General features: G+C 74.1%; 2 protein-coding genes. Both read left to right on the top strand.

Annotated elements, in window-relative coordinates; translation table 11 throughout:
* Nucleotide 1: 1 nt before the first annotated feature.
* Complete coding sequence (locus KUM44_RS44425; protein WP_217215489.1) at nucleotides 2-11,788, top strand: type I polyketide synthase; 11,787 nt, start codon at nucleotides 2-4, stop codon at nucleotides 11,786-11,788.
* 144 nt (nucleotides 11,789-11,932) lie between these two features.
* Nucleotides 11,933-15,156: type I polyketide synthase (locus KUM44_RS44430; protein ID WP_217215491.1), on the top strand; the 3,224-nt coding region annotated here is incomplete at its 3' end.

Raw genomic sequence — 15,156 nt, forward strand, 5'->3', positions numbered from 1 at the left:
GATGGCCAACGAGCAGCAGCTGCGCGACTACCTCAAGCGGGTCAGCGCGGACCTGCACCGCACCCGCCGCCGGGTGACCGAACTGGAGGCACGCGGCACCGAACCGATCGCGATCGTCGGCATGGCCTGCCGCTACCCCGGCGGGGTCACCTCGCCGGAGGAACTGTGGCGACTGGTGGCGGAGGGCACCGACGCCATCGGCCCGTTCCCCACCGACCGCGGCTGGGACCTGGACGGGCTCTACCACCCCGACCCCGACCACCCGGGCACCTGCTACGCCCGCGAAGGCGGATTCGTCGACGACATCGCCTCGTTCGACGCGGCCTTCTTCGGCATCTCCCCGCGCGAGGCGCAGGCCATGGACCCGCAGCAGCGGCTGCTCCTGGAGACCTCCTGGGAGGCCCTGGAACAGGCGGGCCTGGACATCCACGCGCTGCGCGGCAGCCGCACCGGAGTGTTCGCCGGACTCAACCAACTGGACTACGGCACCCTGCTCGCCGCCTCCCCGGACGGGCTGGACGGCTACGGCGCCACCGGCACCTCCAACAGCGTCCTGTCCGGCCGTGTCTCCTACGCGCTGGGCCTGGAGGGCCCCGCGGTCACCGTCGACACCGCCTGCTCGTCCTCGCTGGTGGCGCTGCACCTCGCCGCGCAGGCGCTGCGGGCCGGCGAGTGCGACCTGGCCCTGGCCGGTGGCGCGACCACCCTGTCCACCTCCGCGGTCCACGTGGCGCTGTCCGAGCAGCGGGCGCTGGCACCCGACGGCCGTTCCAAGGCGTTCTCGGCGGCGGCCGACGGCGCCGGCTGGAGCGAGGGCGTCGGTGTCCTCGCCGTCGAGCGGCTCTCCGACGCCCGCCGGCACGGCCACCGCGTGCTCGCGGTGCTGCGCGGCAGCGCCGTCAACCAGGACGGCGCCTCCAACGGCCTGACCGCGCCCAACGGGCCCTCCCAGCAGCGCGTCATCCGGCAGGCGCTCGCCAACGCCGGTGTGTCGCCCGCCGAGGTGGACCTGGTCGAGGCGCACGGCACCGGCACCGCGCTGGGCGACCCGATCGAGGCGGACGCGCTGCTGTCCACCTACGGCCGGGCCCGGACCGCGGACCGGCCGCTGTGGCTGGGCTCGCTGAAGTCGAACATCGGGCACAGCGGCGCCGCGGCCGGCGTCGGCGGGGTGATCAAGGCGGTGCAGGCGCTGCGGCACGGCGTCCTGCCCAAGACCCTGCACGCCGAGGAACGCACCACGAACGTCGACTGGTCGGCGGGCGCCGTCGAACTCCTCACCGAGGCCCGCCCGTGGCCCGCCTCGGACATCCCGCGCCGGGCCGGCGTGTCCTCCTTCGGCATCAGCGGCACCAACGCGCACGTCATCATCGAGGAGGCGCCCGCTGCGGAACCGGCACCGGACGAGGCCCCCGAGACGGCGGCCGCGCCACCACTGCTGCCATGGGTGCTGTCCGCCCGCGGCGAGGCGGCCCTGCGCGGCCAGGCCCGAGCCCTGCGCGAGCACCTGCTGACCCGGCCCGAGGCCCGCGACGCCGACGTGGCGCTCTCCCTGGCCACCACCCGCACCGCTCTGGAACACCGGGCCGCGGTGCTCGCCGCGGACCGGGACGGCTTCCTCGACGCCCTGGACGCGCTCGCCGCCGACCGTCCCGCCGAAGAAGTGCTGCGCGGCACGCCCGCCGACGGCAAGGTCGTCTTCGTCTTCCCCGGCCAGGGCTCGCAGTGGACCGGCATGGCCCGCGAACTCCTCGACACCTCCCCGGTGTTCGCAGCCAAGGCCGCCGAATGTGCCGAGGCGATCGAGGAGTTCGTGGACTGGAAGGTCCTCGACGTGCTCCGCGACGAGCCCGGCGCCGCCTCGATGGACCGCATCGAGGTCATCCAGCCCGTCCTGTTCACCGTCATGGTGTCGCTGGCGGCCCTGTGGCGCTCCTACGGTGTGGAGCCCGACGCCGTCGTCGGCAGCTCGCAGGGCGAGATCGCCGCCGCCCACGTCGCCGGCGGCCTGAGCCTCCAGGACGCGGCCCGCGTGATCTGCCTGCGCAGCCAGCTCCTCGCGGACACCCTGGTCGGCAAGGGCGCCGTGGCCTCCGTGGCCCTGCCCGCCGACGAGGTGCGCGAGCGCCTGACCCGCTGGGCGGACCGCCTGTCCGTCGCCGGTGTCAACGGCCCCCGTATCGTCGCCGTCGCGGGCGACTCGGACGCCCTGGACGAGTTCGTCGCCGAGTGCACCCGCGACAAGATCCGCGCCAGGATCGTGGCCGCCACCGTGCCGACCCACTGCCCCCTCGTCGACCCGCTGCGCGAGCACCTGCTGGAGCTGCTGGCCCCGGTACGGCCGCGCGCGGGCACGGTACCGATGTACTCCACGGTCACCGGCGGCCTGGTGGACACCGCCACCATGGACGCCGCGTACTGGTACGACAACACCCGGGCCCCGGTCCTCTTCGAACCGGTCGTCCGCGCCCTGCTCGCCGAGGGCCACGCGGCCTTCGTCGAATCCAGCGCCCACCCCGTGCTGGCCATGGCGGTCGAGCAGACCGTCGACGCCACCGGGGCACCCGGCGTCGTCGTGGAGTCCCTGCGCCGCGACGAGGGCGGGCTCGGCCGGATGCTGACCTCGCTGGCCAAGGCCCACCTCGGCGGCGTCCCCGTCGACTGGCCCGCGGTGTTCGCCGGCACCGGCGCCCGCACCGTCGACCTGCCCACCTACGCCTTCCAGCGCGGCCGGTACTGGACCGAGTCAGGCGCCCGCACCGGCGATGTCGGCTCCGTCGGACAGAGTGCCGTCGACCACCCGCTGCTCGGCGCCCTCGTCCGCATGGCCGACGGCGACGGCGCGATCCTCACCGGCCGGCTGTCCCTGAACTCCCAGGGCTGGCTGGCGGCGCACGGCGTGGCCGGCAAGGTGATCTTCCCCGGCACCGGCTTCGTGGAACTGGCCGTCCTCGCCGGCGACCAGGTCGGCTGCGGCCACATCGAGGACCTCACCCTGCACACCCCGCTCGTCGTGCCCCGTACCGGCGCGGTCGTCGTCCAGGCCTACGTCGAGGCCGCCGACGAGACCGGCGCACGAGCCGTCAGCGTCTACTCCCGCCCCGACGACGCCACCGCCGACACGGTCTGGACCCGGCACGCCTCCGGCGTCCTGGCCGCCGGCCCGGCGGACTCCGCCGGCTCCGCCGAAGGGTTCGCCGGAGTCTGGCCGCCCGAGGGGGCCGAGGCCGTCGACATCTCCGGCCTCTACGACGGCATGGCCGCGGCCGGCTACCAGTACGGCCCCGAGTTCCGCGGTCTGAGCCGGGTGTGGCACCTGGACGGCGACATCTACGCCGAGGTGGCGCTCCCCGCCGACCAGCACTCCACGGCCCAGCGGTTCGGCCTGCACCCCGCGCTCTTCGACGCCGCCCTGCACGCCATGTTCACCTGGGACGGCGATGACGGCGGCGGCGTCGGCATGCCGTTCTCCTGGACCGGGGTGCGGCTGCACGCCACCGGCTGCGCACGGCTGCGGGTACGGCTCACCCGCCGCGGCGAGAGCGACTTCGCGCTGACACTGGCGGACGAGGCGGGGGAGCCGGTGGCCACCGTCGACTCCCTCGTCGTCCGCCGGATGACCGAGTCCGCGCTCACCGCCGTACGCGCCGACACGCTCTTCCGGCTCGACTGGCGCACCGCCCGGACCGACGACGCGACGCCCGCACCGCGCCGCGTCCTGCTCGGCGCCGACCCGCTGGGCCTGGCCGCCGCCCTGCCCGGCACAGGGCAGGTGGCGGACGTGGCGGAACTCGCCGCCCTGGTCTCCGGGGACACCGCCGGCACCGTCGCGCTGCTGTCCGTCGCCGGGACGGCCGAGCACGTGGACCAGCCGGTCGTCGACACCCTGGCCGTCGTACAGGCCTGGATCGCCGACGAACGGCTCGACGACACCCGCCTGGTCGTGATCACCCGCGGCGCGGTGGCCACCACCGACGGCGAGGACGTCACCGACCTCGCCGCGGCCGGGACATGGGGCCTGCTGCGTTCGGCGCAGAACGAGCACCCCGGCCGCTTCGGCCTCGTCGACCTCGACACCACCGACGAGTCCCTGGCGGCGCTCGGCACCGCGCTCGCCTCGGACCACGAACAACTGGCCCTGCGCGAAGGGGCGTTGCGCAGCCCCCACCTGACCCGCTGGGACCCCGGCACGACCATCGTCCCGCCGGCCGGCGAGCGGGCCTGGCGGCTGGAGAACACCCGGCCCGGCACCATCGAGGGCCTCACGGCCGTGCCCTGCCCGGAGCTCCTGGCACCCCTCACACCCCGGCAGATACGGATCGACGTCCGCGCCGCAGGCATCAACTTCAAGGACGTCGTCGTCGCCCTCGACCTGGTGCCCGGACTGACCGGCCTGGGCGGCGAGGTCGCGGGCGTGATCACCGAGGTCGGCGCCGAGGTCACCCACCACCGCGTCGGCGACCGGGTGTTCGGCCTGTCCACGGAGGTCTTCGGCCCGGTGACCGTCGCCGACGAACGCACCGTCCACCGCATACCCGACGGCTGGACCTTCGAGGAGGCCGCGTCCGCCGCCGTCACCTACCTGACGGCGTACTACGGCCTCGTCGACCTCGGCGGGCTGCGCCCCGGACAGAACGTGCTCATCCACGCCGGAGCCGGCGGTGTCGGCAGCGCCGCCCTGCAACTCGCCCGCCACCTCGGCGCCGAGGTGTACGCCACGGCGAGCCCCGGCAAATGGGACACCCTGCGCGCCCACGGCCTGGACAGCGCGCACATCGCCAACTCGCGGACCCTCGACTTCGAGCAGTGGTTCCTGGAGTCCACCGACGGCCACGGCATGGACGTCGTACTGGACTGCCTGGCCGGCGAGTTCGTCGACGCGGGCCTGCGGCTGCTGCCCCGCGGCGGGCGCTTCCTGGAGATGGGCAAGACCGACAAGCGCGACCCCGAACAGGTCGCCGCCGCCCACCCCGGCGTCGCCTACCAGGCCTACGACCTGCCCGAAGCCGGACTCGACCGCATCCACGAGATGCTGGTCACCCTCACCGGACTCTTCGAGGCCGGGGTCCTGCGGCCCCCGCACCTCAACACCTTCGACATCCGCGAGGCCCGAGCCGCGTTCCGCGCCCTCAGCCAGGCCGCACTCGTCGGCAAGGCCGTCCTCACCCTCCCCGGCGAGCCGTTCCCCACCCACGGCACCGTCCTCATCACCGGCGGCACCGGCATGCTCGGCGCACTCCTCGCCCGCCACCTGGTCACCGAGTACGGAGTGACCGGTCTGCTGCTCACCAGCCGGCGCGGCCCCGACGCCCCCGGCGCCGCCGAACTCCAGGCGGAACTGACCGAGGCCGGCGCCCACGTCACCGTCGCGGCCTGCGACATCACCGACCGGGACCAGCTCGCCGCCCTGCTCGCGGACCTTCCCGCCGACCGCCCGCTCACCGCCGTACTGCACACCGCGGCGGCCCTGGACGACGGCCTCATCGAGTCCCTGACCCCCGAGCGCACCCGGGCCGTCCTCGAACCCAAGGTCCTGGGCGCCCTCCATCTGCACGAGCTCACCCGCGACCTCGGCCTCGGCGCCTTCGTGCTGTTCTCGTCCATGGCGGGCACCATGGGCGCACCCGGCCAGGGCAACTACGCCGCCGCGAACGCGACGCTCGACGCCCTCGCCGCCCACCGACGCGCCCAGGGCCTGCCCGGACTCTCCCTCGCCTGGGGTTTCTGGGACCAGCGCAGCGAGATGTCCGGCCACCTCGACGACCGCGACATGCAGCGCATGAGCCGCGGCGGCGTCGTGCCGATGACCAGCGAGGAGGGCCTCGCCGCGTTCGACCTGGCGTGCCGCACCGACCGCGCCCAGCTCGTGCCCGCAAAACTCAACCCCGCCGCGCTCGCCGGAACATCCGGCCGCATCCCGCCCATCATGCGGGCGCTGGTGCCCACACCCGCCCGGCGGGCCGGACACCGGTCGGCCGGCACCGAGGGCGCCTCCCTGCGGGAGCGGCTGATCCCGCTCACCGGCACCGAACGCATGCGGATCCTGCTCCAGCTGGTCCGCTCCCACGCCGCCACCGTCCTCGGCCACGCCGACCCGGACGCCGTCGGCTCGACCGCCCCCTTCCGCGAACTCGGCTTCGACTCGCTGACCGCAGTGGAGTTCCGCAACCGGCTCACCGGCGCCGTCGGCTTCCGGCTGCCCGTCACCGTGGTCTTCGACCACCCGACCCCCGGCGAACTGGCCGACTTCCTCGCCGCCGAACTTCTCGACGGCCTCGACGAACCCGCGGCGGCCCCGGCCGCCTCCCGCAAGACCACCGCCCCGGCCGCCCGCACCGACGACGAACCCCTCGTCATCGTCGGCATGGCCTGCCGCTACCCGGGCGGCATCAGCTCCCCCGAACAGCTGTGGGACTTCGTCCTCGACGAACGCGACGCCATCTCCGGCTTCCCCGCCGACCGCGGCTGGAACGACGCGCCGCCCGCCGACGGCTCCGTGCCGCAGCAGGGCGGATTCATCGACCGGGTCGCGGAGTTCGACGCCGCGTTCTTCGGGATCTCCCCCCGCGAGGCCCTCACCATGGACCCGCAGCAGCGACTCCTCCTGGAGACGTCCTGGGAGGCCCTCGAACGCGCCGGCATCGCCCCCGCCACCCTGCGCGGCAGCCGCACCGGCGTCTTCGTCGGCGCCGCCGCCTCCGGATACACCAGCCTCTTCCGGCGCGGCTCGCAGGCCCTCGCCGGATACGGCGTGACCGGCGCCTCCACCAGCGTCGCCTCGGGCCGGGTGTCCTACGTACTGGGCCTGGAGGGCCCCGCCGTCACCGTCGACACCGCGTGCTCGTCCTCGCTGGTCGCCCTGCACACCGCGGCACGGTCGCTGCGCGACGGCGACTGCGACCTCGCCCTGGCCGGCGGCGTCGCCGTGATGACCAGCCCGTTCCTCTTCGACGACTTCGCCAAGCAGGGCGGCCTCTCGCCCGACGGCCGCTGCAAGGCCTTCGCCGCCGGCGCCGACGGCACCGGCTGGGCCGAGGGCACCGGCATGGTCCTGCTCGAACGGCTCTCCGACGCCCGCCGCAACGGGCACCCGGTCCTCGCGGTGCTCCGCGGCAGCGCCGTCAACCAGGACGGCGCCTCCAACGGGCTCACCGCGCCCAACGGCCCCTCCCAGCAGCGCGTCATCCGCGAGGCCCTCGAACGCGCCGGGCTCACCGCCGCGGACATCGACGCCGTCGAGGCCCACGGCACCGGCACCACACTCGGCGACCCGATCGAGGCCCAGGCCATCCTCGCCACCTACGGGCGGGACCGGAACGCCGACGAACCCCTGCTGCTCGGCTCGCTGAAGTCCAACATCGGACACAGCCAGGCCGCCGCCGGCATCGGCGGTGTCATCAAGACCGTGCAGGCCCTGCGGCACGGCATCCTGCCCCGCACCCTGCACATCGACGAGCCGACCCCGCACGTCGACTGGTCCGCGGGCGCCGTCGACCTGCTCACCGAGACCCGCCCCTGGCCCGACACGGGCCGCCCCCGCCGGGCCGGGGTGTCCTCCTTCGGCGTCAGCGGCACCAACGCCCACATCATCCTCGAACAGGCCACCGAGCCCACCCCCGCGCCCGCCGACCAGGCACCCCTGCCCGTCACCCCGTGGCTGCTGTCCGGACACGACGAACAGGCCCTGCGCGCCCAGGCCCAGGCACTCCTGACCCGGCTGCGGCAGCCGCACGAGGGCCAGGAGGACTCGGTCACCGACATCGGTCACGCCCTGGCGACCGGGCGCGCCGCCCTGGAACACCGGGTCGCCCTGCCCGTCACCGACCGGGACGAAGCGCTCGCCCGGCTCGCCGAGTTCGCGGCCGGCCACGCCCCCGAAGGTCTGCTGAGCGGCACGGCGGGCGAGGGCGGCCTCGCGTTCCTGTTCACCGGCCAGGGCTCCCAGCGGCCGGGCATGGGAAGCGAACTGCACGCGGCGTTCCCCACGTTCGCCCGCGCCTTCGACGAGGCCTGCTCCCACCTCGACCCGCTGCTCGGACGGCCCCTGCGCGACACGGTGTTCACCGCCGACGCCGCCGAACTCGACCGGACCGCGATCACCCAGCCGGCGCTGTTCGCCCTCGAAACAGCCCTGTTCCGGCTGCTCGAGTCCTGGGGTGTGACACCCGACTACGTCCTCGGCCACTCCGTCGGCGAGATCGCCGCCGCCCATGTCGCGGGCGCCCTGGACCTCGCCGACGCCGCCCGTCTCGTGGTCGCACGGGGCCGCCTGATGCAGGCCCTGCCACCCGGCGGAGCCATGCTCGCCGTCCAGGTCGGGGAGGCGCAGGCCACGGCGGCGCTCACCGAGGCACTCGGCGAGCACGCCGGCACCGTGGACCTCGCGGCCGTCAACGGCCCCCGCTCGGTGGTGTTCTCCGGCACCGCCGAGTCCGTCGACACACTCGCCGCGCACTTCGCCGCACAGGAGACGCGGACCCGTCGGCTCGGCGTGAGCCACGCCTTCCACTCGCCGCTCATGGAACCGATGCTGGAGGAGTTCGCCGAGCTGGTGGCCGGAGTGACCTTCGCCGCACCCCGTATCCCCGTCGTCTCCAACCTCACCGGAGCCGTCCTCGGCGCCGACGAGATCGCCGACCCCCGGTACTGGGTGCGGCACGCCCGGCACACCGTCCGCTTCGCCGACGGCGTCACCGCCCTCACCGACGCGGGCGTCACCGGATTCCTGGAACTCGGACCCGACGCCACGCTCACCACGATGGCCGAGGACTGCCTCGACACCGCACCGGCCGGCGTATGCACCTCGCTGCTGCGCCGCGACGGCTCCGAACCGGCCACCCTGCTGACCGCCCTGGCCCGCGCCCATGTGCACGGAGCCGACGTCGACTGGGCCGCCGTCTTCGACGGTACCGGCGCCCGCTGGACGGACCTGCCGACCTACGCCTTCCAGCGGGCCGCCTACTGGCCCGCCGAGTCCGCCACCGACCGCGTCGACCTGTCCTCGGCCGGCCTCGACGACACCGGGCACCCCCTGCTGGGCGCGATGGTCAGCGCGGCCTCCGGCGGCGACGTCCTGTTCACCGGCGAACTCTCCCTGGCCGCCCAGCCCTGGCTGGCCGACCACCGCATCCTGGACGCCGTCCTGTTCCCCGGCACCGGCTTCCTCGAGCTCGCCCTCTGGGCGGGCGGCCGCCTGGACGCCGGCCAGCTGGAGGAACTCGTCGTCCACAGTCCGCTGATCCTGCCCGAGCGCGGCGGCGTCACCGTCCAGGTCGTCGTCGGCGAGGCCACGGACGAGGACCGCAGGCCCGTCGCCGTCTACTCCCGCCCCGCCGGCACCACAGAATGGACCCGGCACGCCGAAGGCCTGCTCGTCGCAGGCCCCGCACCCCAACCGGCCGGACCGCCGGCCGCCTGGCCGCCCCAGGGCGCCGAACCCGTCGCCCTCGACGAGTTCTATGCCGACCTGACCGCGACCGGCACCGCCTACGGGCCGGTGTTCCAGGGCCTGACCGCGGCCTGGCGGCTGGACGGGGAGGTCTACGCGGAGGTCGCGCTGCCCGCACAGGCCGCCGACGACGCCCGCGCCTTCGGCGTCCACCCCGCCCTGCTGGACGCGGCCCTGCACACCCTCGCCTTCCTGCCCTCCGCCGACCGCGGCAGCGGCCCGTTCCTGCCGTTCGCCTGGCAGAACGTCGCCGCTCACACCCCCGGCACCACCTCCTGCCGTATCCGCCTCACGGCCGGAACCGGCACCGACGAGGTCGTCGCCACCCTCTGGGACGGCAACGGACAGCCACTGGTGTCCGTCGGCGGACTGAGCCTGCGCACCGTCTCCCGCGCCCAACTCGGCACATCGGCGGCCACGACGTCCCTGTTCCGCATGGACTGGACGCCCGCGGCACAGCCTGAGGCCGCCGGCGCCCCCACGGTCCGCTGGGCCGTGGTGGGCCCCGACGCCCCCCAGGCGCCCGGTGTCGACCACTACCCGGACCTCGCCGCCCTGCGCCGGAACCTCGCCGACGGCGGCCCCGTGCCCGACCAGGTCCTCCTGCCCTGCGCGCCGTCCCCCACCGGCATCGACGCGGCCACGGCACACACCGCCGTGCACACGGCCCTCGACACCCTGCGCACCTGGGTGGAGGACGACCACTTCGCCAAGAGCCGCCTCGTGCTGTGCACCCGCGGCGCCGTCGAGGCCCGACCGGGAGAAGGAGTCCAGGACCTGGCGCACAGCGTGGTGTGGGGCATGGCGCGCAGCGCGCAGCTGGAACACCCCGACCGGCTGATCCTCGTCGACCTCGACGCCGACACCGGCATCGACGACCTCACCCGGTCCCAGATCCTGGCCCGCACCGAGACCGCCGACGCCGCCCAGTTCGCGATCCGCGGCGACCTGACCCTCGTGCCGGCCCTCGCCCGCCACACCGCCCAGACCCCGGCCGCGGACCGCCCGTGGCCGACCGAGGGCACCACCCTCGTCACCGGCGCCGGCGGAATGATCGGCGGACTCCTCGCCCGGCACCTCGTCCGCGAGCACGGCGTACGCCACCTCCTGCTCCTCGGCCGACGGGGCGGGGAGGCCCCCGGCATGGCCGAACTCCGCCGGGAACTCACCGAGTCGGGCGCCGACGTCCAGGTCGCCGCCTGTGACACGGCCGACCGGGACGCCCTGGCCGCCGTACTCGACCAGATCCCCGCGACGGCACCCCTGACCGCCGTCGTCCACGCCGCGGGCGTCGTCGACGACGGGCTCCTCGGCTCGCTCACCGCCGAACAGGTCGACCGGGTGCTGCGGCCGAAGATCGACGCCGTGGTGAACCTGCACGAGCTCACCGCATCCCTCGACGTGCGCGCCTTCGCCGTCTGCTCCTCCCTCGCCGGAGCCCTCGGCGGGGGCGGCCAGTCCGCCTACGCCGCGGCCAACGCCTACCTGGACGCCCTGTGTCTGCGACGGCGGGCCGACGGCCTGCCCGCGCTCTCGCTCGCCTGGGGACCCTGGGAGAGCAGCGCCGGCATGACCGCCCAACTGGCCGCCGCCGACCTGCGGCGCATCGCCCGCTCGGGCATGCTGCCGCTCACCCCCGACGACGGTCTTGCCCTCTTCGACGCGGCACACGCCACCGGCGAACCGGCCCTGCTGCCCTTCCGCTTCGAACCCGCAGGCCTGTCCGCCGTCGACCGGTCCGCGCTGCCCGCCGCGATGCGCACCCTGGTGCCCCCGCCCCTACGCCGCACCGATCGGCCCGGCACCGGCCTCTCCGGGCTCCGCGACCGGCTGCGCCCTCTGTCCCACGACGACCGGATCGGCGCGCTGGAGAACCTCGTCCGCACCGAGGTCGCCTCGGTGCTCGCGCTGCCGTCGCCGGACGCGGTACCGGTCACCAAGGCGTTCAAGAGCCTCGGCTTCGACTCCCTGATGGCCGTCGACCTCCGCAACCGGCTCAGCGCCGCCACCGGCGTACGGCTCTCCGCGACCCTGGTGTTCGACCACCCCAACACCCGGGCCCTGGCCGCCCGCCTGCTGACCGGCATGGAACTGGACGCCGCCACCACCGCCGACCCCGCCCTCCTCGCCCTGCGCGAACTAGAGAACGCGGTCCGCTCGGCGGCGGCCGGCGCCGACGACCGCAGGGTCCTGGCGACCCGGCTACGGGTGCTGCTGGCCGCGGTGGAGGAGGCGCCGGACCACACCGGCGAGGAGGACACGGACGGCCCGGCCGACCTCGACGCGGTGAGCGCCGAGGAACTCGTCTCCCTCCTCGGCGACGAGTTCGGTCTCTCCTGAACACCGGCCCCTACCCGCGCCACCGGGCCAGAACTTAGGGGTGTTCGCGGCGCTGAACTGGGGCGGGGACCCCCGTCCCCGCCCCATAGCCTGCAAACAGGCCTGTCCTTGCGCATTGACGAATCACGTGAGTGGGAGTTGAGCATGAGCAGTTCCATGTCGGAGGTCGTCGACGCGCTGAGGACCTCGCTGCTGGAGAACGAGCGGCTGCGCAAGCAGAACCAGCTGCTCAGCGCGGCCTCCTCGGAGCCCCTCGCCATCGTCGGCATCGGCTGCCGCTACCCCGGCGGCGTCCGCGACACCGAGGGCCTGTGGCAGCTCATCTCCGAAGGCCGCGACGCCATGTCGGGCTTCCCCGCCGACCGCGGCTGGGAGAGCTGGGACGTCCCCGCCGCCCGCACCGGCGCCTTCCTCCACGACGCCGGTAATTTCGACCCCGCCTTCTTCCGCATCTCGCCGCGCGAGGCCATGGCGATGGACCCGCAGCAGCGCCTGCTCCTCGAGACGTCCTGGGAAGCCCTGGAACGCGCCGGCATCGCCCCGTCCACGCTCAAGGGCAGCCGTACGGGCGTCTTCGTCGGCGGCGCCCCGCAGGAGTACGGCGCTCTGGTGATGAACTCGGCCGAGGGCGCCGGAGGTTACGCCCTCACCGGCGCCCCCGGCAGCGTCCTGTCCGGCCGTATCTCCTACGTACTGGGCCTGGAGGGCCCCGCGGTCACCGTGGACACGGCCTGCTCCTCCTCGCTCGTCGCCCTGCACCTCGCGATCAAGTCCCTGCGCACCGGCGAATGCGACCTGGCCCTGGCCGGCGGCGTGCTCGTGCTCATCACCCCCTCGATCTTCGCCGAGTTCTCAGCGACCGGGGGATCGGCAGGCGACGGCCGCTGCAAGGCCTTCGCGGCCTCCGCCGACGGCACCGGCTGGGGCGAGGGCGCCGGAGTCCTCGCCCTCCAGCGCCTGTCCGACGCCCGCCGGGACGGCAACCCCGTCCTCGCCGTGATCCGCGGCTCCGCGGTCAACCAGGACGGTGCGTCGAACGGCCTGAGCGCGCCGAACGGTCCGTCGCAGCAGCGGGTGATCCGGCAGGCGGTCGCCAACGCCGGACTGACCCTCGCCGACATCGACATGATCGAGGCGCACGGCACCGGCACCACGCTCGGCGACCCCATCGAAGCCGAGGCGCTGCTGGCCACCTACGGCCAGGAGCGACACGACGGCCGTCCCCTCTGGCTCGGCACCCTGAAGTCGAACATCGGCCACACCCAGGCCGCGGCCGGCATCTCCGGAGTGATCAAGGCCGTACTGTCGCTCCAGCACGGCGTGCTGCCGAAGACGCTGCACGTGGACGAGCCGACGCCCGAGGTGGACTGGTCGACGGGCGCGGTGGAACTGCTGACCGAGGCCCGTGAGTGGCCCGAGACGGGTCAGCCGCGACGCGCGGGTGTGTCGTCGTTCGGCATCAGCGGCACCAACGCCCACGTCATCCTGGAACAGGCCCCCGAGCCGGAGCCCGCGGAACCGGCCCAAGCGGGCCGTCCCGCGCTGGAGGGCCCGGTGCCGTGGCTGGTGTCGGCGCGCGGCGAGGCCGCGCTGCGCGAACAGGCGGCACGACTGGCCGAACACATGACGCGCGCCCCTGAGTTGAGCCCGGTGGATGTGGGCTTCTCGTTGGCGGGGACGCGGTCGGCGTTCGAGCAGCGGGCGGTCGTGCTCGGTGGTGACCGGGACGAACTGGTCGCCGGGTTGCGGTCGTTGGCCGAGGGTGCGCCGGGTGCGGGCGTGGTGACCGGACGGGCCGCCGATGGCGGTGTGGTGTTCGTGTTCCCCGGTCAGGGGTCGCAGTGGGTCGGCATGGCTGCCGAACTGCTGGACTCGTCCGACGTGTTCCGCGCGCGGATGGAGGAGTGCGCCGAGGCCCTCAGCGCTCACGTGGACTGGACGCTCCTGGAGGTCGTGCGCCAGGAGGCGGGCACCCCGTCCTGGGGCCGGGTCGATGTGGTGCAGCCGGTGTTGTGGGCGGTGATGGTGTCGCTGGCCGCGTTGTGGCGGTCGTTCGGTGTGGAGCCGGCTGCGGTGGTGGGTCACTCGCAGGGCGAGGTGGCTGCTGCGTGTGTGGCCGGTGGGCTGTCGCTGGAGGACGGGGCCCGTGTGGTCGCTGTGCGGTCGCGGCTGGTGCTGGAGAAGTTGTCCGGGCGGGGCGGGATGGTGTCCGTGTCCCTGCCGGTCGCCGAGGCCGAGGAGCGGCTGGCCCGGTTCGAAGGCCGGGTCGGGGTCGCGGCCGTGAACGGGCCGTCGTCGGTGGTCGTATCGGGTGAGCCGGACGCGTTGGACGAACTGCTCGCCGAATGCGAGAGCGACGGCGTCCGAGCACGCCGCATCGCCGTGGACTACGCCTCCCACTCCGCCCAGGTCGACGCGCTCAACGACGATTTGCTGGCCGAACTCGCCGACATCCGCCCGGTGTCGTCCTCGGTGGCGTTCTACTCGACCGTGACCGGCGAGCGCATCGATACGGCCGGGCTGGATGCCGGGTATTGGGTGCGGAACCTGCGGGAGCGGGTGCTGTTCGAGCCTGTGGTGCGGTCCTTGGTGGACAAGGGCACTGGGTTGTTCGTGGAGTCGAGTCCGCATCCGGTGCTTGCGATGGCGGTGTCGGAGACCGGTGAGAGCGCGGACCGTTCCGTGGTGGCTGTGGGGTCGTTGCGGCGTGATGAGGGTGGTGCGGAGCGCTTCCTGACGTCGTTGGCCGAGGCGTACGTGGCGGGTGCGTCGGTGGACTGGTCGGTCCTGTTCGCGGGGAGCGGTGCGCGTCGGGTGGAGCTGCCGACGTACGCCTTCCAGCACCAGCGCTACTGGCTCGACGATGTCACGCTGCCCGGCCAGGGCGACGCCATGGACCCCGTGGACGCGGCGTTCTGGGGTGCGGTGGAGCGTGCGGACGTCGAGGGTGTCGCGGCGCTGGTGGATGGTTCGGTGCCGGATGTGTGGGAGCCGGTGGTTCCGGCGTTGTCGGCCTGGCGCCGGGGGCGTCAGGAGCGGTCGGTGCTGGACTCGTGGCGTTATCGGACGGTGTGGCGTTCGGTGACGGTGCCCTTGGCGGGCCGTCTGTCGGGGACGTGGCTGATTGTGACGCCCGGCGGGGATGCGCCGGTTGAGGAGGTACGGCAGGCGCTGGTCGCCGCGGGTGCGGAGGTGTCCGTACGGGAGGACTTCGATACTGCGGCCGATGCCTCGGGTGTGGTGTCGCTGCTGGCGTGGGACGAGGAGTCCGCGCTTGAGTCGACGCTGGGGCTGGTTCAGGCTCACCTGGACAGTGAGGTTCCGTTGTGGGTGCTGACGCGGGGTGCCGCGGCTGTGGGCTCGGACGA

Origin of the sequence: Streptomyces sp. AC550_RSS872 (assembly GCF_019049285.1) — a bacterium.
Lineage (GTDB): Bacteria > Actinomycetota > Actinomycetes > Streptomycetales > Streptomycetaceae > Streptomyces.